Source organism: Paenibacillus sp. FSL R10-2736 (assembly GCF_038000245.1).
Lineage (GTDB): Bacteria > Bacillota > Bacilli > Paenibacillales > Paenibacillaceae > Paenibacillus_AQ > Paenibacillus_AQ phytohabitans.
In genome coordinates this window covers 2,737,643-2,762,614 of the sequence record NZ_JBBOBN010000001.1, presented here as the reverse complement: position 1 = coordinate 2,762,614, position 24,972 = coordinate 2,737,643, and the positions used below count along the sequence as shown (strand labels likewise).

The window sequence follows — 24,972 nt, the reverse complement described above, 5'->3', positions numbered from 1 at the left end:
ACCTGGAGTTGTTCGGGGTAAGATCGCTTTTCCTCCCTGCGGGATACGCTTGACTGCGGCGTTACCTTGATACAGGGTAGAGATTAAAAGATCAAGAGACTGAGATCAAGAGACTAGGATCAAAACCACTCTCGATCATCTGATGTTGTACTATGTCTGATCTATAAAGATCAAAACTCTTGCAATCATCTGATGTTGTACTATATCTGATCTATGGTAAACCTTATAGAGATCAACGGAAAGGGAACTTCATACCGCCCTTGCCGCCAAGGCCTTTAAGCTGCTTCATGGCGTTCTTCTTGCCGCCCTTGCCTCCGCCGCCCATCATGCCGGAGAACTGCTTCATCATCTTGCGCATTTCATCGAACTGCTTGATGAGCCGGTTAACCTCGGCGACGTTGGTACCGCTGCCGGCAGCAATACGCTTGCGGCGGTTGTGGTTGATGATCTCAGGCTGGGCCTTCTCGGCCTTGGTCATGGAATGAACAATGGCTTCGACGCGTCCCATCTGCTTATCGTCAACTTTCAGATCCTTCATGCCTTTGGCTTTGTTCATGCCAGGCAGCATATCAAGAATCTGGTCGATCGGGCCAAGCTTCTTGACCTGATCCATCTGCTCCAGGAAATCATCGAACGTAAATTCCGCATTACGCATCTTACGTTCCATTTCCTTCGCTTTCTCGGTATCGATATTGGCCTGAGCCTTCTCGATCAGCGACAGCATGTCGCCCATACCGAGTATCCGTGATGCCATACGTTCCGGATGGAACGGCTCCAGCGCGTCGATCTTCTCGCCAAGAGCAGCGAATTTGATCGGGCAGCCGGTTACGGCCTTGACGGACAACGCGGCACCACCACGGGTGTCACCATCAAGCTTCGTCAGCACTACGCCGGTAAGCTCCAGCTGCTTGTTGAAGCTGTCAGCCACATTCACGGCATCCTGACCGGTCATGGCATCGACTACAAGCAGCACTTCGTCAGGAGTTACGACGTTATGTATCTGCTTCAGCTCTTCCATCAGCTCTTCATCAATATGCAGGCGGCCTGCAGTATCGATAATGACATAATCGAGGTTATTGTCCTTCGCATGCTGAACACCTTGTCTGGCGATTTCCACCGGACTTGTCTGATCACCCAGCGAGAAGACCGGCACCTTGATTTGCTCTCCCAGCACCTGCAGCTGCTTGATCGCCGCAGGACGATAGATGTCAGCCGCTACGAGCAACGGGCGGTGATTGCCCTTCTGCAGCAGCTTCGCCAGCTTGCCCGAAGTGGTTGTCTTACCCGCACCTTGCAGACCAGTCATCATAATGACGGTCGGCGGCTTGTTCGACTTCGCCAGCTTCGCCTGGCTTCCGCCCATCAGCTCAGTCAGTTCCTTGTTAACGATGTCGATAATGACCATGCCTGGCGTGAAGCTGTCCATCACTTCCTTGCCGACGGACTTCTCTTTCACCTTGGACACGAAGTCCTTGACGACTTTGAAGTTAACATCGGCTTCCAGAAGGGCCAGCCGCACTTCGCGCATGGCTTCGTTTACGTCTTCTTCGGATACTTTCCCTTTGCCGCGCAGTTTGCTGAACACATTCTGCAATCTTCCGGTTAAACCTTCAAATGCCATATGCGGCTTGCTCCCTTCATGCTACTCTAACCTCTGCAAACGATCCACGATGTCCGTGAACCGCAGTTTATATTGCTCAGGCAGCATCCCATTGTCCGGCAGTCTGCGCAGTTCTTCTAAATATCTGTTGCGGTCTTCATGCTTGGACAGCAGTCCAAGCTTCTCTTCATAATTCTCAAGAACTTGCTCCGCCCGCTTAATATGCTCATACACAGCTTGACGGCTGATTTCAAATTCCGCAGCAATCTCTCCCAGGGAGAAATCATCGTGGAAATAATATTTGAGAAACGTTTGCTGCTTGTCAGTAAGCAGCCGTTCGTAGAAAGCAAATAGCAGGTTGATCCGGTTGGTTTTCTCGAGCCTATTCTCCTGACTCATTAAGGGCACTCCCTTCGTCAAGGAAAAACACTTTACAGCTTCACAACGTCCCTTATGATACCGAAAACAAAGAAAGATGTCAAGCCTTTTTGCTTGTCATCTTTTTCTTTGCCCGAAACCGGCATTTCGGAGGTAAATTCCGGCCTGCTTAGTGAATCGGCAGGATGTATAAGAATACAACGAAGAAGTGAAGAATCGTCCCTGCAAGCACGAACAAATGCCAGATGGCATGATGGTACGGGAAGCCGCGCCACACATAAAAAACTGTGCCAAGCGTGTACAGCAGACCGCCTACCATCAACAGAGTCATGCCGCCGCTGGCCACAACCTCAGACAGAGGGCTCCAGGCGATCACGATCATCCAGCCCATGGCGATGTAGAATATCGTCGACATGAACAGGAACTTTTTGACGAAAAACGCTTTGAAAAAGACGCCGAACACAGCTACTCCCCAGGCGATCCCGAATAAAGTCCAGCCCAGCGGCCCCCGGATCGCTACCAGCATAAAAGGTGTATACGTTCCGGCGATAAACAAATAAATTGAAGAGTGGTCGAGGAATTCAAAGAAGTCCTTCGCCTTGCCGTCCCTGAGACTATGCACCATTGTTGAATTAAAATACAGCAACAGCATAGTTACCCCATATATGGAGAAACTGACAACATGCCAGGCCGTACCATTCTGGACAGCATATACGACCAGCAGAACCAGCGCAGCAATACTTAATACTGCACCAATCCCGTGTGTAATCGCGTTCGCAACCTCTTCCTTGCGGCTGTAAGTGTGAGTATTAGCCATCCCACTATTCCTTCCATTTGCGGTTTCCTTCTATTATAGCTCTTTCCCTGAGGTCCTTCCAGCTTACGGCAGCCGCAAGGATTACTTCTCCGGTTACAGCTTGTACAGGTCAGTGTACTTCGCTTCCAGATAATCCGCCAGATAATCCGGGTTCAGCGGTTCCCCTGTTACCTGCTCGATAATCTGCGAGGGTGTCAGGCTCTGACCGTAGCGGTAGATTTTGTCGGTAAGCCATTCTTTGATCGGCAGCAGGTTCCCGGCAGCAATCAGCTCCTCGAACTCCGGCAGCTCCTTGCGCAGCGTATTCAGCATTTGGGCCGCGTACATGTTGCCCAGTGAATAAGAAGCGAAATATCCGAAGTCTCCTCCCGACCAGTGAACATCCTGCAGCACGCCAAGCGCATCCGTAGGAGGGGTTATGCCGAGATATTCCTGATACTTCGCGTTCCAGGTCTTCGGCAGATCCTTCACTTCAAGCCCTTCGTTGAAAATAAGCTTCTCGATTTCGTAGCGTACAATAATATGCAGGTTGTAAGTCAGCTCATCGGCTTCGATGCGGATGAAGGAATTGCCAACACTGTTGATGGCGCGGTAGAAATCCTCCATTTCCACATTAGCAAGCTGTTCCGGGAAATGCTGCTGCAGATCGCCGTAGTAACGTTGCCAGAAGGCCCGGCTGCGGCCGATCATATTCTCCCATAGTCTGGACTGGGACTCGTGAATCCCCATGGATGCGCCTTGAGCCAGCGGTGTACCAATAATCTCTTCACCGAAATTCTGCTCGTACAGGGCATGTCCGCCCTCATGCAATGAGCTGAAGATCGAGCTCGTCACATTATCCAGCAGATAGTTTGTTGTGATGCGTACATCGCCGGGATTCAGGCCTGTAGCGAACGGATGTACGCTTTCATCCAGACGTCCTGCCTCAAAGTCGTAGCCCATCTGCTCAAGCAGGAAGAGGCCGAACTTCTCCTGCTGCTCTTTGGGGAAAATCTGACTCAGGAATTCCGTATCCGGCTTGTTCGGCGACGCGCTGATCGCTTCGGCAAGAGGAACAAGACGGCTGCGCAGACGGCTGAAGATGTCGTCCACTTTGGCCACCGTCAGATCCGGTTCATACATATCCAGCAGCGTATCATAACGTGAGCCTTCTACTCCCCAATAATCGATGAACTCCTGTTTGAACTCAACAATCTTGGTCAGGTACGGCTCGAAGGAGGCAAAATCATTGTTATCCTTGGCTTCTTCCCAGATGGTCTGGGCATGGGCGGTCAGGACAGAGTACTCCTCGAATTTTTTGGAAGGAATGCTCTTACTGCGGCTGTACTCTTTGCGGGTATCCTTCACGATCTTGTTCTCATTATCGCTTAACTGGCTCATCACTTCCGGACGGCTGAAGAATTCGGTAAAAGCACCGATCTCCTCCGATACCTGCAGTTTGAACGCTTCTGCACTCAGCATGCCAAGCGTGGCTGATCGCATCTCCACACCTTTACGCGGCGCACCTGTACGCAAATCCCAGCCCAGGAGCCCAATAGCTTCATAATAGCCTCTGATTTTGGATAATAGCTCTTTAAATTTATCCCACTCTTCTTTGACCAATTGTTCCATTGGTTGAGCACCTGCCCTTGTCTAATTTATCCACTCCTCTTGATGATACTTTTATTAATGGCTATAATCAAATTCAGAATAGACATCTTCAATTTGAAATACTTATATTCTAATGAATACAGTGAATCCGGGGAATTCTGATTACTGACTTTAAGTTCGCGGCAAGAAGATGTAGAATGGATAACAACTTATTGCGTAAGCTTCCCAAGGGGGGGCTGTATGAGGGGATTTCAGAAGAAGTCTATTATCATTTAACTTTGAGGAGGCAGCATGCTCATGAGTCAGGTCACAGAAATTATGAAATTTAACAAGCATTTTGTTGAGGAAAAAGAATACGAAGCCTATCTGACCAGCCGCTTTCCGGATAAAAAAATGCTGATCATCACCTGCATGGATACCCGGTTAGTTGAGCTTCTGCCCAAAGCGATGAATTTCAAGAACGGCGATGTCAAAATCATCAAAAATGCCGGAGCCGTCATCTCCCAGCCGTTCGGAAGCGTAATGCGCAGCGTAATGGTTGCGCTGTATGAGCTGGATGCGGATGAAGTTATCGTCGTCGGGCATTATGAATGCGGCATGGCCTCCCTGAATGCGGACCGGATGATCAATTCTATTAAGGAACGCGGCGTTTCGGAGCAGGTGCTCGATACTTTGGAGAATTCGGGAATTAAGCTGACCAAATGGCTGCGCGGGTTTGACAATGTGGAGGAAGGGGTAATTCAGACTGTGGAGCTGATCAAGCGCCATCCCTTACTCCCCCCAAACGTACCTATTCACGGCATGATCATCGATCCGGCAACCGGAGCGCTTGAGCTTGTCTCGGATGGATACGCGGAGCATAAGGCAACTCTCTGAAACTGCTGTTTGCGTGGATCCAGGATCCACGCACTTTTTTTTTGCCTGCAGGAACCTTGAAGCCAGTTAACATTTCTATTTGTGATTATTAAAAATTGAAACCTCCTGAGGGTAACCTGCGTATTACCGGGCAGACACACAGAAACTAATGTGAACAAGACGGATGCTAATCGTTAAAAGAATGGTTTTGTCCGCTGCAGATTCTGGAATGTCTGTATTTACCACACTTCTGGGAGGTTCTCGTACTAAATGAAATCTATGAAACGTGTAATGATGATCGTCATGGCCTTCACTCTGTTCTTTGCCGTAACTGCTCCTGACTTTGCAGATGCCCGCCGTGGCGGCGGCTTCAAATCGGGAAGCCGGGGATTCACCACTACCCCGAAGAAATCAACAACAAACAATGTGAAACAAAGTGATAGCACCAAAGGCACCACGGCCGGAAGCACAACGAATGCAAACCGCGGATTCTTCAGCGGCGGCAGCCTGATGAAAGGCCTGATGATCGGCGGGATCGCCGGCTTCCTCTTCGGCGGAATGTTCTCCGGCATGGGCGCTTTCGGCAATATCATCGGCCTCTTCATTAACATGCTGGCCATTTATCTTGTCGTTATGATGATCATGTCCTTCTTCCGGCGCAGACAGGAACGGCGCAGAATGCAGGAAAGAGACGGGCGCTACTAATGAGTGTTACCGTACTCAGTATGGACGAGATTATCAATGCTATTTGCCTGCATATGGCTGAACGCAAGGCTGTACGGGTGGAGGAAGTCCGGGTGGAGCTTAGCTGGGATGAAGACACCGGCTACACCGCAGAGGTCTGGGTTCAGGGCCGCAGCCAGTTCCTGGTCGAATCCAATCTGATTGAATCGATTCTGCGTTATCTGCACAGCGAATACGGCATCCGCGCTTACCGTGAAAATGTACGCCTGGAGCTGGACGAGGAAATCACCGCAGTTGTCACTATGTAAAACTCATACGCCGTCCGCTGATGCATTCAGCGGGCGGTTTTTTTGTGCTTGCGGGTTGGGGTTGGGGTTGTTTACCGATGGCAAGCGTACAGAGGCTACGATCGCCTTGTCCACGCTCAAGGCAGGCGACATCATCCAGTACACGCTGAAATCAGGCACAGCTCAAGCCGATAGCATCAGCCTCAGCAGCGGTGATTCCGGCAGCAAATAAGTAATACTGCCGGGAACTTCGCAGCATTCCACCCTGCTGGTTCCAGCCTGTCCTCACATCAGGTTCTGCGCTGAAGCCGGTCAGCAGCACTTCAACTGCCAGATAAATCATCCGGCAGCTTATTACATGCAGAAACCGCATCACAAAACCGGATCGGCAAGATGCTGATCCGGTTATTTTTGCATGAGCAGGTTATTCCCTCTACTTACTCTACTTATTACAATAGCCGCAGCGGTCAAGCACGCATCCGGGCAACTCTCCGGCCCGCACCCGGCTCAGATTAACGAAATTGCCAGCAGTTCGAATAATACCAGCGGCAGGATGACATTATTATTCACCGGCCCCGGATACGGATAACCTGGACCTGGATAAGGCTTGTAATACGGATTGTAGTATCCGCGTCCCGTTTCTGTAGTTATAGTCACCGTGAGGTACAGATGTTTGCTGTCCATGCCGGCAATGGTGCCTTCATGCATCTGTCCATCGATGGTCTGTACCTTCACATTATGGTTCAAATAAGGCTTGCAGGACTGGTGCAGAGAATCGCGGACACCGTGCAGATGCTGGACCACCGCAGGGTCAGCCTGATAGATAACCGCTGTTTGCGGGCCACTATGATATGTCGACATGAATGTTTAACCTCCGTATAAATGGATTTGCTACATTCTATGCACATGCCCAGCCCAGGGTGCCTAGCCCGCTGCCATCCCTCCACCCCGCTTGCTGTAATTCCTCCGCCTCTATACCAAAGCAAACTAAAAAGCCGTACACCGGAAAGTCCTTGTATACGGCTTAGCTATTCACTTATTCTCCATTAAATCTGCAGCAGCCTAAAAAGCAACGCCGATTCCGCCCTGTCCTGCATATGTACCCATCACAGGTCCCATGGTGGACAGCAGAATTTCTTTGAAGGGATGCTTCTCCAGAATACGCTCCTTGATTTCCAGCGCCAGCATCTCGCAATTGCTATGGACGATGGCGATGACCGCCTGTTCATAATCATGCTGCTTCTGATCCAGCTTGGCCAGCAGATGACTCAGTGCCTTAGGAAGTCCCCGGGTCTTCTCGACCACTTCAACAGTTCCCTCATCGCTGATCTTCAGCAGCAGCTTAATGTTCAGTACAGAAGCCACGGCACCGGAGATCCGGCTCAGCCGCCCGCCTTTGATCACATTCTCCAGAGTATCCAGTGTGAAATAAGCGGTGGTCTCTTCAACCTTGTGCATCACTTTATCTTTCAATTCAGTCAGACTTGCTGCCGTCAGCGACCATTTCGCTGCCATAGCCACAATCAGTGTCAGTCCGCCTGAAAAAAGCTTGGAATCTATAATTTCAATCGCATTCGGATGTCCTTCTTCCTCGTACATCTCCTTGGCGATCATTGCGGTCTGATAAGTACTGCTGATATTGGAGGACATGCAGATGACCATAATGTCAGTGCCTGCTTCCACTTGTTTGAAATTGTCCAGGAATACCTGTGGACTTGGGCTCGCCGTAGTCGGCAATTCCTTCGCTTCATGCATCTTCGCATAAAAAGTCTTCGCGTCCGTATCATAAGGCATGAGTTCATGTCCGAAATGAACCGGCAAATGGACAATAGAAATGTCGTACTGCTCTACGTAATCTGGGGGTAAATCGGAACCGCTATCCGTTATAATCTTGATGGGCATCAGAGTGCTCTCCTTTCAATTCTATACTAGTATAGTCACCTTTTATGTAAACCAATAGTACAATTTATAACTTGTCAAAAGCGTTTTTTTGTGCTTAGTGTTATTTTTCACAGCTCAGCAGACTATTCTGCCTGAAGGATTGTTACTCTCTGCGACTATTATTAGCTGCATCAGGTTCTTTCTTAACTTCCCGTCTTATGATATGGTTTATGCATAAGTGAATAGAAATGGAGTGTAACGATGAGCAAGAACAAAGTGTGGAACAGAGGCAAACATAATGGTGCCGGCCTGTCCAAAAAGACCCCCGCTAACGTAGAATCCGAAGGTACAGCAGAGACGGCTGCGGTAGAGAGCATCAGTGCTGAGGAAACTCCGAATCCGCGGATTGATACGGTGAAACCGATGAACCGCAGCAATTGGGTATCCAGACCCGCCCGCGTGAAGCCGCAGAACCCTGAACGCAATAAGTAGCTTGCCCTTAATGGGCAGCAGTTGAACATTACCGCATCCAAAAAAAGAGGAGCCGCATACCTTACGCGGCTCCTCTTTTATCATACAACGCACACTCTTAGCTGGTTCCCTAAGTGCAGCTGCTACAGATTCAAGCTTCGCATACTCTGCTCCGGATAACGCGTGCCGGAGGCAGCTCCTTGAGGCGCAGCCTCATCAATCTGCTGCAGCTCCTCAGCGGTCAGCTCTATGTCCAGTGCACCTACGTTCTCTTCCAGATACTTCGTCCGTTTCGTTCCAGGGATCGGCACGATGTCCTCCCCTTGCTTCAGCAGCCAGGCCAGCGCAAGCTGAGAGGGCTCACAGCCCTTCCCGGCAGCAATCTGCTTGATGCGTTCCACCAGATCCAGATTCTTCTTGAAATTATCCCCCTGGAAACGGGGGGAGTTGCGGCGGTAATCATCCTCGGCCAGATCCTCGAAGCTCTGAATCTGCCCGGTCAGGAACCCGCGTCCCAACGGACTGTACGGAACGAAGCCAATACCCAGCTCGCGGACAAGCGGCAGAATTTCGTCCTCCACCTCACGGCTCCACAGGGAATATTCGGTCTGCAGCGCCGTTACCGGATGAATGGCATGAGCGCGGCGGATGGTAGTGGGCCCTGCCTCAGACAGCCCTATGTATCGGATTTTGCCTGCTGCAACGAGATCGGCCATCGCACCAACGGTTTCTTCAATTGGCGTGTTCGGATCTACCCTGTGCTGATAGTATAGATCAATATGATCTACGCCAAGCCGCAGGAGACTGGCATCGCAAGCCGACTTCACATATTCCGGACGGCCATTTATGCCGAGCATCTGCCCTTCCGGACTGCGCACATTGCCGAATTTGGTCGCCAGCACAAGATCGTTCCGTTTGCCTTTAACGGCTTTTCCGACCAGCTCTTCATTCCGTCCCACACCATACATATCTGCCGTATCCAGAAAAGTAACTCCCAGGTCCATGGCCCGGTGAATCGTGCGGATGGACTCCGCTTCATCCCGGCCGCTATAGAAATCGGACATCCCCATGCAGCCGAGTCCAAGTGCAGACACCTGCAGCTTACCGCCTAGCATTCTAGTATTCATTCCCTGCTTCCGCCTCCCGATTTGAAATTGATACCTTGTCTGCCCTGATCATACCACAGTCAAATTCCAATATCATTTACGTCACGTTAGAGCAGACCTTCCGGCAAATGCCCGTTGCGCTCCAGAATAGCCTGCATCATCGCAAGCGTATCCGGCTGCAGCGGAATACCAGTAGTTCTATACAGCTGGAGCCAGCGCAGACAAGCCAGCGCCTCGAATAGTTCAAGCTCTGCTGCAGTGTAACTGCTCTTTGCAAGAAATGCTGAACGGTAGACTTCTGCATAATGCTCCCCCGCATAGACCCGGATAATTAGAATAGACCACGCTATATCATATCTCGGATCGCCCAGCTGGACATTCGTCCAGTCTATAATGGTGTAGGCTCCGGCTGCCTCCAGGATATTGCCCGCATGATAGTCTCCATGGATCAGATGATGCGAGGTTATTCCAGCCTTGTCTGCCAGCCCCAGCGCCAGCCTTCTGATCTCCGGCTGACCTCCCCACTCCGGGAAGAAGTAATCTGCGAAATCATATGCGGGTACTTTTATACCGCTTAAGGAATCAATTGGAAGCCTATGTATATCCAGCAGATTTTCTGCTATGGATGTAAGAACGGAGTTATTCGCTTCCGTGAGAGGCGCACCGTCAAAGCTGGTTAACAGCACCTGATTGTCCCCGGGGTCCAAACCCCAGGCATAAGGCCGCGAAACCGCACGGCCCTGGCGGTACATCTGCTCCAGCACTTTATATTGGATAGAGATATCCGGGCGGGAATCCCGGTTCCATATTTTGAACACAAGCTCTGTATCCGGCAGTGTAACTCTGTATACCTCGGCTTCTAGCCCGCCCTCTAGCGGGGTTATGACCGCCTCATCTGCCCTTTGCTGAATCGCCTCATATTCCGCACTTTGCTCTTTCCAGCGGATATTGCTTAGAACATTATTCATGGTTATGAATTTTCCTTTCCGTTGACTGATTCTTGTTCGCTTGTCATTATGCAGCTGCTGTCAATCCAATTACTTGTATTCTAGGCACTTTCCTCAGATACCTGAATAATATAAACCAATTAAACCATACAACGGATAAATGAGGGAAGCTATATGGAACATTGGATCAGAGTCGAACCGAACGTGAAGATTTATGTTAATGATATCAATCCGCTGGGCAGCCGAACGATTCTCTTCGTCCATGGCTGGCCTGCTAACCACCAGATGTTCGAATATCAGTACAACCAGCTGGTGCCTATGGGCTACCGTTGCATCGGGATGGACATGCGGGGATTCGGCAATTCGGATAAACCGCTGGGACGGTACGATTATAACCGCTTAGCTGATGATATCCGCTGTGTGATCGGGGCACTTGGGCTGCAGGATATTACACTCGGCGGACACTCAACCGGCGGAGCCGTGGCGATCCGCTATATGGCCCGGCACCAGGGATATGGTGTGTCCAAGCTTGCACTATTCGCATCAGCAGCCCCCAGTCTGATTCAGCGGCCGGGCTTCCCTTACGGGACGACCAGAGAAGCAATCGAGCAGATCATTCAGGCAACCTATGTGGACCGACCCAAGATGCTGTATGACTTCGGCGAAATCTTCTTCTATCAAAAAGTATCCCAGCCGTTCTCAGACTGGTTCTTCCAGTTAGGGCTTGAGGCCGCAAGCTGGTCGACCATCGCTGTCTCCAAGGCTTGGCTGGAGGAAGAGTTGTTTAATGACTTCCCCCGGATACAGGTGCCTACGCTGATTCTGCACGGTGTTCATGATCAGGTGTGCTTCTTCCCGCTGGCCGAGGCACAGCATCAAGGAATCCGTAATTCGGTACTGATCCCCTTCGAGAATAGCGGACACGGATTATTCTATGACGAACGCGACAAATTCAACCTGGAGCTGTCCCGGTTCGCCAAGTAGAAATCATCCGCCATATAACAACAGCCGTTTCTTTGCGGAAGCAAAAAAACGGCTGTTTAGTCATTTTACATTTTAAATCACGTATCAGTTAGTTCATCCTTAATCCTTCTGTATACAACCTTACAGCTCCAGCGTCTCACCATAGGCAAGCGCCGAGCCTCTGATTCCCGCTTCCTCCAGCGCCTGAACGAATGCACCCGCATCCTGACGGATCGGCGGGAAGGTATTGTAGTGTACCGGAAGTACATGTCTCGCTCCCAGCCACTTAGCGGCGATGAGTGCATGCTCAGGTCCCATGGTGAAATGTCCGCCGATCGGCAGAATGGCCAGATCAATCTCGTACAGCTCCCCGAACATCTTCAGGTCTCCGAACAGCCCTGTGTCCCCTGCATGCAGAATGGTGCGGCCCTCAGCTTCAATAATGAAGCCCGCAGGCGTCCCCCCGTAGATCCTCTGTCCATCTTCGAGTGTAATGCTGGAGGTGTGGAAGGCATGGATCATCGTCGCTTTGGCAAAACCAAGATCCACCGTCCCCCCGATGTTCATGCCAATCGTCTGGGCGCCCTTCCCCTCCAGGTAAGAGGCTAACTCCACATTAGCTACAATCGGAACATTATTACTTTTGGCAATCGGCGCGGCATCCAGAATGTGATCCATATGGGCATGTGTTAATAGCACCGCATCTGTCTTAATATCCTCAACCTTCGTCACCGCTGCAGCATTGCCGCTAATGAAAGGATCGATAATCAGCGATTTGCCGTTTACCTCGATTTGAACACAGGAATGGCCATGGTAGATAATTTTCATTGATTTTCTCTCCTCTTCGCTGTTAATTTCAATGGGTCTTCAGGGATTGAATCGTGCAAAAACCCAAAGTTTACGTTACAATGACACCAAGCTGCTCTGAAGCCAGACATGCTACTGAATTTTTACAATATAACAAATTATAATACGTTCGTTAGTTTTTATGATATATTCATTTCTGCCAGCTGTCAAGAGAGGTGTGAAGAACATTGCTGTCCGTTGAGAAAACCATGCTGTTCCTGTTGTCCAAGGTGGAGCAGATGGGCGCCCAGCAGTTTGTTGAGATTTACGAGCAAAGGGGGTACACCTCCACCTATATCCGCAATGCCCTATCCCGTCTGAAAAAAGAAGGCTATATCGCTTCCCCGTCACGCTCCTGGTACAACGTCACTGCCGAGGGCCTCGCCTACATTAAAGCGATTAACAGCAAGCCCGCCCGGTATCAGGAGCAGTGGGATCACACCTGGGATGTGGTCATGCTGGAGGTTCCTGAGTCTGAACGCAAGAAGCGCGACCAGTTCCGTATAGCGCTCGGGCAGCTGGGCTATGGTCTTCTATATAACAGTGTGTACATTTCACCATGGAACTATCGCGACGAAGTTGCAGCATATATCCAAAAGCTGGAGCTGGAAGGCAAGGTGTCCATCCTGCAAGGCCAATTCCAGGAAGGCTCCATTACGCCACAGAAAGCACAAGCGATCTGGCAGCTGGATGAAATCGAAGCCTTATATCAGAAGAAATCGGACTGGCTGCAGGAAGAATTCGTTCCATCTTTGCACGAAGCTCTCCAGGCGGGTCAGCCGCTGCAGCTATTCCTGCTATATTTGCAGATGGGTGAGGAATTAAGCGGGCTGTTTATGGCCGACCCGTATCTCCCAGATGAACTTCTGCCGGACCATTGGCCGGGTAAAGTGATTATCGCCGCAATGAACGAACATATGCGTAGAGCCGCACAGGCCATTCCTGCGGATTCATTCTATGCCCCTTTCGTCAGATAAGATGATCTTGGAAGGATGCTTAACACAAAGAGCAGCCCAAACCGCAGGCTGCTCTTTGTGTTATATACTAACCCTCGCGATTGCCGGAGGCCAAAAGCTCCCGGACCGCCTCCATATTCGTAACCGGCGCACGGCAGGCAAAATTCCGGCACACATAGGCTGTCGCATCGCCGCGGACCGCCGGTTTGTCCGCCAGATGCGGCAGAAGGCGGAGAATGCCTTCGCTATCCCCTTCCCAATTGACGATTAGCGCAGCGTCAGGCAGATAGGCCTGCTGCACCTGAGCCAGCATGCCGTGCAGCGCCGGGTCCTCTTTTTTGCCGGAGAGCACCCATTCCCTGCCGCCCGAGGTCATCGCCAGATGGGCCTGCAAATACATCGCATAACCCGGCAGATACTCCGCTGCCGCAGATGAAAGTACCGCAGCGGTACGCTCGGCGATGCCTTTGAGCTCAACGTCCTGGGCAATCACCGACAGCTTCCAGAGCAGCTTCGCCGCTACCGAATTCCCGGATGGAATAGCCCCGTCATACAATTCCTTCGAGCGGATAGGCAGTTCTTCCCCGTCATGGCCGGTAAAGAAGAAGCCGCCGCCTTCGGAATCGTGGAACAGCTCCAGCAGACCATCCTTAAGAATCAGAGCGCGTTCAAGATAGACCGCCTGACCCGTAGCTTCATATAGTTCGCTGAGTCCCCAGATCAGGAAGGCATAATCATCCACATAAGCGGGAATCGCCGACTCCCCGTCACGGTAACGTGCCAGCAGCCGGCCATCCTCGCGCCGCAGCTTGTCCCAGATGAAGTTTGCTGCCGCTTCGGCGGCCTTGGCATATTGAGGCTTTTGCAGCGCTTTGGCTCCTTGAGCCAGCGCCGCGATCATCAGCCCGTTCCACGAGGTAAGCACCTTATCATCCTTCAGCGGATGAATGCGCTGCTCCCGGTACTCAAACAGCTTCCCGCGCCATTCCTCCATCCGGGTCCGCAGACCCAGCGGGTTCATGCCCATGCGCTCCGCCATTTCTTCCGGCAGTCCCTGCAGCAGATTCGGGATATTGGCACCCTCGAAGTTGCCTTCCGGGGTAATCCCGTAGACATGGCAATACGAATGCATGTCTTCCAGCCCCAGGGCCTCCTCAATCTCATCACGGGAGAAGACGTAGAACTTCCCTTCCACGCCTTCCGAATCCGCATCCTCCGCAGAGTAGAAAGCGCCTTCGGGCGAAGTCATATCGCGCAGCACATAGGTGAAGATCTGTTCGGCAATCTCCGCATACAGCGGTTTCCCGGTAATCTGGAAGGCTTCCAGATAGACGTTCGCCAGGAGTGCGTTATCGTAGAGCATTTTCTCAAAATGCGGAACCAGCCACTCCCGGTCCGTGGAATAGCGCGAGAACCCGAAGCCCACATGGTCGTACATGCCGCCCCGGTACATCGACTCCAGCGTCTTCTCCACCATGCGGAGCGCTTCCGGCTGATTGTGCATCTGGCTGTAGGCCAGCAGGAAAGACAAATTATGCGGCGAAGGGAACTTCGGTGCATTGCCGAACCCGCCATATTCCTCATCGAACTGGCGCCGGTACTGCTCATACGCCTCATGCAGCAGCTCATCGCCCGGGATACCGCCGTCTACATCAGCCGAGTTATACGCATTCTTACGATCGAGCGTATGCAGCTCTTCAAGCAGGTCATCGCCCAGCTTATTCAGCGCCTCGCCGTCCTGCTCCCACTTCGTGTGGATCTGCTCCAGCACATCCATCAGCCCGATCCGGCCAAACATCTGCCGCTTCGGGAAATACGTCCCGGCATAGAACGGCTTCTTCTCCGGTGTCAGCAGCACCGTCAGCGGCCATCCCCCGCTCCCCGTCAGCGCCTGACACACCGACATATACAGCGCATCAATATCCGGCCGCTCCTCGCGGTCGACCTTAATGGCTACGTAGTTATTGTTGAGGATCTGGGCGACCTCTGAATCCTCGAAGGATTCGCGTTCCATTACGTGGCACCAATGACAGGTCGAATAGCCGACTGAAAGGAAAATCGGCTTGTTCTCGGCTTGCGCTTTGGCGAAAGCCTCCTCTCCCCATGGATACCAGTCCACGGGGTTGTGGGCGTGTTGGAGTAGATATGGGGATTTTTCATTGGCTAATCTATTGGGTGATTTGTGAGTTGTCACGGGTTGTCCCCTCATTTCGGATAAATTGGGTAAAGTGTTGCTTAGGGTTAGTTTACCCAAAAAGGTGGGAGAGGGCACAGGAGTTGGTTTCACTAAAATTTTCAGCTTCTATAATTTAGATGTTAAGAAAGCTTTATTAAGTAGAGACATCATCCCGATCGAATATGTCCACTTCAAATGACAAAAATTCATTTTCCTTCATATCTATTAGAATATAAGCTGTTCCAGTATAGAATGTATTTCTATTTTCGCCACCACCTACCGCACCATATATTTCTATATATATCTTGATAATAGCTTCTTCATTTGTGTTTCCATATTGATTATATACCTCAAGTGCTTCGGCCTTCTTTATTGAATGCACATTAACTTTCCCAACACTTAAATCAAGTTCATTCAAGCTTAATTGAGATAGAATAAAATTCTTTAGTCCTTCATTTAATTCTGTGTTTAGATATTCTATATATTTATTGTAATTATCCAATTTATTATAAATCACTTCTAGATTCAAGGCCTTTAGACTCTGGTAGATTCTTACTGTATCTTCAGGAAATCCATTTTTTTTGTATTGTTCAATTAAGTGTGGTGCTGGAAAAAACCAACCTTTTTCGCTTATTATCTTTTCCGAAAAATCTTCTATATTGTTTGTTATAAATGCGAGCTTCTTATTATCATCACAATATGTATTGACTATCCATAAAATTTGTTCCCAAATAAGAGCATCTTTGTAGCCCTTCCCCGCAATATTAAAAGGTTTTAATTTGTAAAGAGCCTTTTCATAAACAGAGAGATACGAATCACGATTAAGAAAATCTAATTCAACAAACCTAGTTCCAAAAGAATTTATTCTAAGTTTCCTCCTTAATTCACTTCTGAAAATCCCAATCATTTCATCAATTGCTTCATTTGGAACAAGTTTAAGATATGTACTAGGTATAAGCGGCATGAAAACTTTATTTTTCTGATTGTACTCGATTATTTTCTCTTTATATTTTTGAACAACCTCATCAAAAACCACGGAACTGCAAAACAACTTTATTCCGAGTCTCTCTGAATGACTTCTTAGTTCACTGAAGGATTTAGATTCTAAATTAAAATCGCTTATAAAAATATTCGCGTCCATCATTATAAACATATATGATTTTCACCTTTCTTTCCCCTGTTAATGAATTCACATAACTTTATAATTACTATTTTCGTGAATCAAAATATAAATGATTATAAGAGATCGGTTATCATAGCTTCCTGCTCCAGTTTCACACTATTTTCAATCATATAGTCAATACATGATAAACAATCGTCGAGCTCGCTATGTCGTTTCAGGCCATGTAGTTTTTCAATATATTTCGACTGCGCTGACGCCGTTAAAGAGGAATATCTTATTAATTCCGTTTCATTCATACGATATGGTTTTACGTCTTCCTTTATTTCCCTTCTTAATCTTGCCAACATAGAAAATCCGCCATAATCGATATCTCCCCAGTGATACCACTGACTATTGCTGGACATGGAAGCTACTATTGCCAGCAAAAATTTCCGCTTAGCAGGACTGAATTGCCCTCCATGGAACACCACTAACTCATGGTCATTTTTTTGATTATAAATATAATCAATGTAGTTCGCCCGATTTTCTATTGAGATCACACGTTCTATTGTTGGAGATATTCCTAATTGACCCCGTTGGAAATCTTTCGAGTTCACAACGCCCCCAAAAATCAAATGTGAAAAATCAATGGTTCCGCTATCAAACGACATGGTTACTTGCCCACAAAACTCCAATTGTTCTGGATACTTCGTAATACCTACTTGTCTAAGAAGTTCCTCATCAGTATTATCATCTTCATAATCCAGATATTTGGACAATATGCCAAGCAGTCGTGCTCTTATCGCCTTCTCGAATCTCTTTGAATCCCCGAAACATTGAAGCGAAAATACACGCTCAAGCATTTCTAAATCACCCATATGATCAATAAAACATATTGCACGAAGGAGATCACTACGCTCGCTTCTATCTACTGGTAATCTGTTTCCAACAGATCGTTTTCTAGAAATGAAGTCATATGTATCGCTCAGAAACTGTTTTGCCCATCCACTGCGAACTTTATCTATTGAATTCAACAGTTCTAAACAAACCTCATCCACCACATCGCCCTTTGGTTGCCGCCCAATCAAGGAGTACGCAAAAGAAATATTCTCAAAATTGAGCCATACCTCTGCTATGATGTGATTTTCTTCACCTTTCATCCACCGATATGATAAGAGCTGCGTCTCATACAAGGCCTGTACTGCAAAATTTATTACACTGCGCTTTTCATATTGCTCTATATCATACTGTGGGAACTCTGTTTGTCCTCCATCATATAATTTCAGCATAATTCGACGAGTCGGACGTGTATCCGTGTAAAAAAAACTGCTACGCTCATATTTATCAAGTAAAGCTGAAACTAATTGGTACTTAAATCCTTCACTCATAGTCAAGCTCCTCCAACTTCCTAGGATCAAAACTACGCACGCATGCCTGCTTTCCTACACGTAACACGCATAGATTCCTATCTACAAGAGTGGCAATATCCCCAATTTTATCGGGTGGTGCTGAAAGTACCACTTGAAAGTTAAACTCACGTAACAGTTCAACACTACGCACAATTCGCTCGCCATCCATCTTAGAAAATGCTTCATCAAACAGGATGATACGAGATGTATTAGCTGTCTTGTCCCGACCAATGCGATACAATTGTGCAAACGATGCCAATACTGCAATATAAAATGGAGTCTGGGTTTCGCCACCGGATTTTTTTCCAAGTGTTTTAGAGAGTCTTTGTGATTCTCCCTCGCGGTTAATAACCTCTAAATCGAAGGATAGGTAAGTGCGATAATCCGTAAAAGCTTGTACTCGTTTTTCATAATCATCGCGTTCCTGTGCTTTAGATCCGGTTCCTTCATTCGTAATAATTGCAAACAGTTCTGCAATTTCATCCTTGTATTTTGCATTAAACTGATCCGACAGAAGATTATACCCGCCTTCCAGCAGCATTGGATCTACGATCATATCATAATATCGTTTATACTCCTGTTTCGGAATAATCAGAAATCGATATGTATCCTCGCCGAAGGAACTACCGCTTAATGCGCTGTTTAATCCGTCGATCTGTCGTCTTGCATCCTTAATGTTGTATTGTAATCGGCTTAAAAAATCCTCCTGAAACTGCTCAAAAGCTTTACTTCGAGCATCTGCGATACTAGTCAAATATTCCGGAAGTTTAATATCACTAAGCTCAATCCACGCGTTATCATAGACATCATTGCTGACGACGTCAATATCATATCCCATGATATACTTATCATTATATTGGCGGCGCAAAGTTCGCAACTCGTCCCAAAGAGCGTTTTTAGAGTTTATTGAGCGGCTAAGTTCTCTTGGAAATGCCCGTTCAATGTCAACAGCGTTGCCTCTACTCAAAATCTCACGTTGATATCTTGTATTTCCTGTGTTTTGGAGCCATTCAGCTTCGTATTTTTCAGAAAGCTCTAATTCCATGTTTTTCAGCTCTTCAGAAATTATTGGAATTGTTTCCTCAAGGCATACTCGCAATCGTTCTTTGATGGTAATGCATTCATTTTTTTGTTCGTCAATCTGCTTATAAAGAGTTCTCAGTTGTTGATCCAATGACTCGATGCGCTCTCGTATTGCTTCAACAGCACTTTTATCAACAGACTCCACATTTTCATTCAGCAGAATGACTTCTTGTTCTATTGCTGGAATCTGTCCAACGTTTTCCGCTGCCGTAACTGTCTGTTTAGCGTCCGATTCACTTAGTATCATTAAAGCATTTCCCGATTGGAAGGCATTCTTTACAGATGCACAAACAGCTATTATATCGGTTAACTCTTTAATCTCTCTTTTCACATCTTCCAAGCGTTGCCGTATCGCACCTTGGCCAATAGCAGGCTTCGCCCATCTATCTGGATTCATCGCTCTTACAACAAAATTCTGGTATAACATTCCATCGTCTGTAATTGCTGTTCGATGTCGGCGCAGATCACCAACGCGTTCACACTTCTTCACACGACCAAGTGTAAAATCTAAGAATAATCGTACATAGGGATCATCAGTTTCAAGTTCTTCAGCTAGGCTTCCGGGTTCTGCTGTGGGATTTATTCTCTGAAGTTTTTCAATATCCACAATACCAGTATTATAGATGCTTCGTTGTCTCTTGATATCATCATAAACATGAAGAGCAGTGTCAAAGTGCTCAGGGGGAACAATTAGATAGAATTTTTGTGTATTAAGATACCCTTCAATAACATTACGCCAGCGTTTATCCTTGAGTTCAGCTGCTTCCGCCACTACTACAACCTTAACCGATGAACCAGTTTTAGTACGCAAACGCCCCATAACAGCTTCTTTGAGATCAAGTACATCCTGTGGAAAGCGGTAGACACCACTTTCAAGGGACTCCCGCTCCGTCAGTAATTCTTTACGATTATCGGCAACCTTCTGCTGCTCTTCAGAGAATCGTGAAAGAAGTCCACTGCACTGCATCCGTATATCATCGGCACTAGCTGCATAATAAACAAGCCCGCTCTCCCCTACTGTTAAAATGGATGCTGCATCGGTATATCCGAGTGTTTCAAGCTTGGCATAAAGCTGTTGCCCGTCAGCAACCAAGTCATGAACACGAGTCGTCAATATTGGATCAAGAGAGCTAGTATCTGTCTCTTGAATTTTCTGAATAAATCTATTAATGTTTATCCTCCATGAAGTAATGCTTTTTGAAAGCAATGCAGAAGTCCTACTGAAATCCCCGTGAAGCGTAGATATTAGTTGCTTCTTCTCAGAGATTTGCGACTGAAGATTCTCTAAAATTAGCGCCTCCTTGTTACTGAGAAGGTTGGCTTGCATGATATTACGCTCATCCTGCAGTTTACTCTGTCGCTCAGTTTCCTTTTCTAAGGTATCGTTTAAAATAGTTAGCTGGGTGGAATAATCGGTGGCTTTATCTTTTTCGCCTGCACGAGCATTCATTTTGATGTCTACTCGTGCGCGGTCAACCAAAAAGGAATATAGAATTTCATTTTGTCTGTGAGTTTCAAAGATTTGATGATCCGTAACAATGCGCTCAAGTAACGCGATTCGATCCTTAAGCACATCCGCCTCTTGCTCCAGATTTTTATAACTTCTAATATTTTCCTGCATACGACTGACATCAACTGTTTGTTGGGTATCGCAGACGAATTCCGAGATAAACTTTTGTATGTCAACATCAGGATTAAACGAAACTGCTTTCCTCAATAACTGCCCGAAGCGATCACGTAAGCCTCCAAGTTTCCCATATAAATCCTGCCTGAAATCTCGGTTTACATCGGTAGTATAACTACTTCCTACAGAATAGTGTTCCTTGATATATGCCCTCAAAATTGCAATATCCATCGGCTTTCTATTTATAACAAACTCATTTGACGGCATGGCTCCGTCAAATCTGAAAAATAACTTTTGCATATCGTTTTCTGAATAAGTATCAAAACAACACCCTGCGGTAAAATATTTCCCTTTCTCCTCATCAAAGAACTCTAACACAATATAGCTTGTAAATCGTCCATTGCGCAGATATTTAAAACCAGAATCCTCATCGTCGCCTAATTCACCGCGTAAATATCCACCTAAGGTTCGATTACCGCGTCCACTGGCAGCCTTGTTGAAAAAGCTACCGCTAGTATCGGCCAGCAGTAATAACTGCAGAGCATCCATAACCGTCGACTTCCCGGAGGCGTTTTTTCCGGTCAGAAAATTCACTTTATCTAACTCAATAACTTCATGGACAAAGTAGTGCCAGTGAATTAGCAAGAGTTTTGTCATCCGTTTCATTTCTAATCCTCCTGTTCTCCAACAGCGCTAGTGTCGTCATTTACTCGAAGCTCATCTAACTCTGTTATCATATCGTTGATCCCTTGATTGGAAATAATAGATAAGATGGATGGGAAAATGAGAATTTGATTACCTTCATTGTTCCATGCAGAGGGTTCCATTTTTTGAATAATATTATGATGAGCAAGCATTCTTTGAGCCTCAATACGTTCTTTTTGTGTTGTTTTCCCCTTATCAAGAAGTCCAAGTATTCGCATTTTTTCAACAACTGCTTGGGTATCTGTTTTAACCGTATGGAAGCTATTTGCTTGTTCTCGCTCTTCTTCGTATATGAGACGGCATGTATATAAAAACAATGTAGTGAATCGATCGATTCTCAAGCGATTATGGTCAAATATATTTATTAAGGACATAATTCCGTAATTATCATCTTTTTCAAGACGCCAGCCAGTGATCGCAAAATAATCATGCAAAATGCCAAATAGACGTGAAGCTATCTGATAGTCGTAGTTTGGCAAGGTCATTTGCTGTGATGACTGATATTCATATCGCACCATATATGTATGAGATAATAGGTAATTCGCCAAACGTTTGAACTCGCCTTTCTCATAAGTAGTAAGTCCTATGTACTGTTCATTCCACATGGTGCCCCACCTCTCTTTTGCTGATCGTCATATTAGGAATTATGTAACCATTTCTATCAAGTCGACCATTGTTCATCTGCACCTTGTAATCCATGCCTCGTTCATTAGCGCGAACCATAGCCAGTATCAGAAGTATAAAGTCCTCATCGTTATTAATCGATATTGTCTCGCTACTAATAGAAGATTCATTTTCTTTAAAAAGACTGTTTACATATGTCCGAATTCTTGCCACGGGGTATCCATTTTTAATTTGTTGTAGCATTCCGGTCATAGCCGCATTAGAAAACGTATTATCATCTATGATTTCCAGCGGTTCAGAATTGACACGCCTACTGCGCACATTTTTGTGATAGAGAGATTTTCCATCAATAAATTCTTGTCGATTGACTCGAATATTCTGTTCAAGCATTTCAACGATTACAGTGCGCTTAGTATCTGAGGAATTTGAGTATGCTTTCAACAGCTCAACCAGTTTTCCCTTGATACTTTGGTCTGCAGTCATCAGGTATTGGATTTTTTCAATAGAGCTATTTGTGTATGTACTGTGTTTTCTATCAATTTCATTCACAATTCCTCCAATTGACTGGTATACATCCAAAACATAATCAATTGAAGATATGATTTCCTGTCCCGCCTCATCGTCATTCTCATATTTTCTGATCGTCATGGCTCTTGAACGCATGCTATTCATGAGCTCTTCATCCGCAAGAATATCTGACAATATCTCCTGAATGGGTGCCATATAGCGATGAATAGAATCCATTGTTTTGATCGGATGATAAATACTGTCGGACATCCTTTTGTATTCTTCAAAATGATTTTTTAGCAGCACATTCACTTCGCTCTGCTCCTGTATTCGCCGCAAATAACTGCGAATTCCATGATAAAGCCTTTTTAGCTCGTAAGTAAGTTGCTCCGTGTTTGTCTTTGCCGACAAAACTGCTTCATACATTTGCCCTTGATGTTCATTTTTAGCTTGCTTGAGACCAGAATAAGTCGCGAATACGAGGGAGTTATACTCGTGCAGGGTTTGCTCGCTTAGTTCACTCAAGAGCTTCATTACTTTAATGGCATAATCACGTGGAGTAATAATTTCAATAAATGAGCCATCCAGAAACTCCTTATCTACCCATCCCGTTTTAACCAGGCGGTTCAATATCAAACGCGCCTTAGCATTAGGTGTTAAGCTGACTTCGGTTACTTCGTCATCTTCTTCGAGCATAAAGGACTTATCCTCAATTTGAGCTATCAAAGACGAGATATAATCGTCTACCCGTATATTAAGTTCATACTTGAACATCTGATTCAGCAGTAAGAGCGCATCAACATAAATTTCTTTGTTTCCTGATGCCAGCACAGAGAAAAAATTTTCGGGAATTGTGTCAAAAATACTCACGTATCCACCTACCAATCCATTTGGTATTATATTCATTTGATTGTAATAGTCCCTTCAATATAGTCATATCATACTATGAATTGGTAGAATATGACGAATATTGTTCTAATACTTCAAACAAAAAACTCCTGCTAAAACACCAGCAGGAGTTTCAATAAATAATTGATTCACACGAACATCCCACCAATGACAGGTGGAGTAGCCGACTGAAAGGAAGACAGGCTTATTGTCGCGCTTGGCGACTTCAAACGCCTCTTCAGACCAAGGGAACCAATTCACTGGGTTAAGTGCGTGTTGGAGCAGATATGGCGACTTCTCCTTGGCTAATCTATTGGGTACTTTATGAGTAGTCATGGGATATCACCTCGTTTCGTTGTAGGATTGTTTGTAAAATAAAGCTTAGGGGTATTTTACCCAAATGGGTGGGGAAAGTCGCAAGGGAGAGAAAAAATGTAACTTCTTAAGAAGAGGGTTCTTTAAATTGGTTTGAACAGAAGGCGTTGTTCTCAAGTGGTGATTGATTAATTCAGCGACTTAACACTCTTTATGATTTTTTAACTTATTCCATAGTATCCTTTGTAAAAATTTATTAGGTTATCTCTACTGAATTCAACAAAATCCCTTGTTAGTTCTGCCTTTTTCAAATATGCAATTTCATCCAGGGCATCAATAGTTATTGTATTTTCCAGAAAGATTTTGGTTTGCTCTAGTCCTGCCCCACAAAGCAATTGAACATCAATATAAATAAATGAATCGAAGTTTTTCTTTTTCGCCTTCCAAATTAACAAACTATCCTCTACTTGACCAAGAATAAACAATTGAATACATAACGTCTTTATATACTCATTGTCTTCGGACTCCTGATTGTCCAGTTCAATAAGCAACAACTTGCGAATATCATCTATATCACTTTGCTTTGGGATTAATCCGTGTATACGCAATAATTCATCAGTTCTATCTACGGTCATTGTTCATGCTCCATTCTTCAATCGGTGAATGAAATTGCTCTCTTATCTGTTCTTTGGCTTAGTCCCACCAAGCATATAAATCCCCTTCCATTTCACACTCATCAGTTTTAGTACAGAACGCAACAAAATCGTGTTTCAATGTCCTTGTTACATGTTCTTTGGGTACAAAAAGCGTATCTAATGTCACTCTATAATCTTTACGCAATGGGCTGGTGGCATAGCCTTTAGTCAATACATTGGGGTATGTAGCCATGAAGTTAAACATTTTTTCTACACTAGGAGAACTATTATGGGCTTCAAGTGGGTCAATATAGTTGTTTTCAATTAGTTGCTTTAAGACTCTTACGTCAATAAACTCAAAGCGTCGGACACTTCCTGTGCCCCTTTTTGCAATCCACTCTCCAGTGATTCCTAGTAACCTGTCCCTCCTTTCATAATCCATATTGAAAATGAAGTCGCCATTCATTATATGTCCTCCATTCAATGAGATCTTGCTTTCATTTATGTAATAATGTTTAGTAAA

General features: G+C 46.4%; 24 protein-coding genes and 1 pseudogene. 7 read left to right on the top strand and 18 right to left on the bottom strand.

The features are described 5' to 3' along the window. Positions 1 to 232: 232 nt before the first annotated feature. The 4 genes from ffh to NSQ73_RS11815 form a co-directional block, all read right to left on the bottom strand. Positions 233 to 1,621: a signal recognition particle protein gene (gene ffh, locus NSQ73_RS11830; RefSeq protein WP_042138192.1), complete on the bottom strand. Its 1,389-nt coding sequence runs from the start codon at positions 1,619 to 1,621 to the stop codon at positions 233 to 235. 21 nt (positions 1,622 to 1,642) lie between these two features. After that, positions 1,643 to 1,999: a putative DNA-binding protein gene (locus NSQ73_RS11825; protein WP_039309377.1), complete on the bottom strand. Its 357-nt coding sequence runs from the start codon at positions 1,997 to 1,999 to the stop codon at positions 1,643 to 1,645. Positions 2,000 to 2,147: 148 nt separating this feature from the next. Continuing rightward, positions 2,148 to 2,795 carry a PAQR family membrane homeostasis protein TrhA gene (gene trhA, locus NSQ73_RS11820; protein WP_039309379.1) on the bottom strand — a complete coding sequence of 216 codons (648 nt, stop codon included), beginning with the start codon at positions 2,793 to 2,795 and terminating at the stop codon, positions 2,148 to 2,150. Positions 2,796 to 2,888: 93 nt separating this feature from the next. Further along, positions 2,889 to 4,406, bottom strand: coding sequence for a carboxypeptidase M32 (locus NSQ73_RS11815; protein ID WP_340986576.1), 1,518 nt, complete (start codon positions 4,404 to 4,406; stop codon positions 2,889 to 2,891). Between the two features lie 276 nt (positions 4,407 to 4,682). Here NSQ73_RS11815 and NSQ73_RS11810 point away from each other — a divergent pair, with 276 nt between their 5' ends. From NSQ73_RS11810 to NSQ73_RS11795, 4 genes are all read left to right on the top strand, one after another. After that, on the top strand, positions 4,683 to 5,261 hold the full coding sequence (locus NSQ73_RS11810) for a beta-class carbonic anhydrase (protein WP_039309384.1): 579 nt from the start codon (positions 4,683 to 4,685) through the stop codon (positions 5,259 to 5,261). Between the two features lie 258 nt (positions 5,262 to 5,519). Next, on the top strand, positions 5,520 to 5,945 hold the full coding sequence (locus NSQ73_RS11805) for a membrane protein (RefSeq protein ID WP_039309423.1): 426 nt from the start codon (positions 5,520 to 5,522) through the stop codon (positions 5,943 to 5,945). After that, positions 5,945 to 6,232: a YxcD family protein gene (locus NSQ73_RS11800; RefSeq protein ID WP_039309385.1), complete on the top strand. Its 288-nt coding sequence runs from the start codon at positions 5,945 to 5,947 to the stop codon at positions 6,230 to 6,232. Before NSQ73_RS11805 ends, NSQ73_RS11800 begins: the two co-directional genes overlap by 1 nt. A gap of 67 nt (positions 6,233 to 6,299) precedes the next feature. Continuing rightward, positions 6,300 to 6,443: a hypothetical protein gene (locus NSQ73_RS11795; RefSeq protein WP_340986574.1), complete on the top strand. Its 144-nt coding sequence runs from the start codon at positions 6,300 to 6,302 to the stop codon at positions 6,441 to 6,443. 275 nt (positions 6,444 to 6,718) lie between these two features. Here NSQ73_RS11795 and NSQ73_RS11790 read toward each other — a convergent pair whose 3' ends face one another. Continuing rightward, entirely contained in the window at positions 6,719 to 7,072 is a 354-nt protein-coding gene (locus NSQ73_RS11790; RefSeq protein WP_042138203.1) for a hypothetical protein, read from the bottom strand. A gap of 201 nt (positions 7,073 to 7,273) precedes the next feature. Continuing rightward, entirely contained in the window at positions 7,274 to 8,113 is an 840-nt protein-coding gene (locus NSQ73_RS11785; RefSeq protein WP_340986573.1) for a DegV family protein, read from the bottom strand. A gap of 240 nt (positions 8,114 to 8,353) precedes the next feature. Here NSQ73_RS11785 and NSQ73_RS11780 point away from each other — a divergent pair, with 240 nt between their 5' ends. Continuing rightward, positions 8,354 to 8,584, top strand: a complete 231-nt coding sequence (locus NSQ73_RS11780) for a hypothetical protein (protein ID WP_340986571.1) — start codon at positions 8,354 to 8,356, stop codon at positions 8,582 to 8,584. Positions 8,585 to 8,706: 122 nt separating this feature from the next. Here NSQ73_RS11780 and NSQ73_RS11775 read toward each other — a convergent pair whose 3' ends face one another. Next, positions 8,707 to 9,690: an aldo/keto reductase gene (locus NSQ73_RS11775; RefSeq protein ID WP_340986569.1), complete on the bottom strand. Its 984-nt coding sequence runs from the start codon at positions 9,688 to 9,690 to the stop codon at positions 8,707 to 8,709. A gap of 86 nt (positions 9,691 to 9,776) precedes the next feature. Continuing rightward, on the bottom strand, positions 9,777 to 10,637 hold the full coding sequence (locus tag NSQ73_RS11770) for an aminoglycoside phosphotransferase family protein (protein WP_340986568.1): 861 nt from the start codon (positions 10,635 to 10,637) through the stop codon (positions 9,777 to 9,779). A 153-nt stretch (positions 10,638 to 10,790) separates the two neighbouring features. Here NSQ73_RS11770 and NSQ73_RS11765 point away from each other — a divergent pair, with 153 nt between their 5' ends. Beyond that, a complete protein-coding gene (locus tag NSQ73_RS11765; RefSeq protein WP_340986567.1) occupies positions 10,791 to 11,600 on the top strand; it encodes an alpha/beta fold hydrolase in 810 nt (269 codons plus the stop codon). A 120-nt stretch (positions 11,601 to 11,720) separates the two neighbouring features. Here NSQ73_RS11765 and NSQ73_RS11760 read toward each other — a convergent pair whose 3' ends face one another. Further along, entirely contained in the window at positions 11,721 to 12,407 is a 687-nt protein-coding gene (locus NSQ73_RS11760) for a metal-dependent hydrolase (RefSeq protein ID WP_076243204.1), read from the bottom strand. Positions 12,408 to 12,613: 206 nt separating this feature from the next. On the opposite strand from NSQ73_RS11760, the gene NSQ73_RS11755 reads away from it, so the two are divergent. Further along, a complete protein-coding gene (locus NSQ73_RS11755) occupies positions 12,614 to 13,402 on the top strand; it encodes a PaaX family transcriptional regulator C-terminal domain-containing protein (RefSeq protein WP_340986566.1) in 789 nt (262 codons plus the stop codon). Between the two features lie 67 nt (positions 13,403 to 13,469). On the opposite strand, the gene NSQ73_RS11750 is transcribed toward NSQ73_RS11755, so the two are convergent. From NSQ73_RS11750 to NSQ73_RS11710, 9 genes and pseudogenes are all read right to left on the bottom strand, one after another. Then, positions 13,470 to 15,575, bottom strand: a complete 2,106-nt coding sequence (locus NSQ73_RS11750; RefSeq protein WP_445669487.1) for a thioredoxin domain-containing protein — start codon at positions 15,573 to 15,575, stop codon at positions 13,470 to 13,472. Positions 15,576 to 15,711: 136 nt separating this feature from the next. Next, positions 15,712 to 16,710 (bottom strand): PIN domain-containing protein, encoded by a 999-nt coding sequence (locus NSQ73_RS11745; RefSeq protein ID WP_340986565.1) that lies wholly within the window; start codon positions 16,708 to 16,710, stop codon positions 15,712 to 15,714. Positions 16,711 to 16,793: 83 nt separating this feature from the next. After that, positions 16,794 to 18,047, bottom strand: coding sequence for a Wadjet anti-phage system protein JetD domain-containing protein (locus NSQ73_RS11740; protein WP_340986564.1), 1,254 nt, complete (start codon positions 18,045 to 18,047; stop codon positions 16,794 to 16,796). Beyond that, entirely contained in the window at positions 18,040 to 21,441 is a 3,402-nt protein-coding gene (locus NSQ73_RS11735; protein WP_340986563.1) for an ATP-binding protein, read from the bottom strand. The genes NSQ73_RS11740 and NSQ73_RS11735 overlap by 8 nt, the downstream gene beginning before the upstream one ends. A 2-nt stretch (positions 21,442 to 21,443) precedes the next feature. After that, positions 21,444 to 22,085, bottom strand: coding sequence for a DUF4194 domain-containing protein (locus tag NSQ73_RS11730; RefSeq protein WP_340986561.1), 642 nt, complete (start codon positions 22,083 to 22,085; stop codon positions 21,444 to 21,446). Continuing rightward, positions 22,075 to 23,481 (bottom strand): Wadjet anti-phage system protein JetA family protein, encoded by a 1,407-nt coding sequence (locus NSQ73_RS11725; RefSeq protein ID WP_340986560.1) that lies wholly within the window; start codon positions 23,479 to 23,481, stop codon positions 22,075 to 22,077. The genes NSQ73_RS11730 and NSQ73_RS11725 overlap by 11 nt, the downstream gene beginning before the upstream one ends. A 156-nt stretch (positions 23,482 to 23,637) precedes the next feature. Beyond that, positions 23,638 to 23,835 (bottom strand): annotated as a pseudogene (locus NSQ73_RS11720) (DUF255 domain-containing protein); the annotation flags it as partial. 200 nt (positions 23,836 to 24,035) lie between these two features. Beyond that, positions 24,036 to 24,449: a hypothetical protein gene (locus NSQ73_RS11715; protein WP_042138221.1), complete on the bottom strand. Its 414-nt coding sequence runs from the start codon at positions 24,447 to 24,449 to the stop codon at positions 24,036 to 24,038. 58 nt (positions 24,450 to 24,507) lie between these two features. Next, the gene (locus NSQ73_RS11710) at positions 24,508 to 24,915 is read right to left on the bottom strand and encodes a hypothetical protein (RefSeq protein ID WP_042138223.1); all 408 of its coding nucleotides are present in this window, start codon (positions 24,913 to 24,915) and stop codon (positions 24,508 to 24,510) included. Positions 24,916 to 24,972 lie beyond the last annotated feature (57 nt).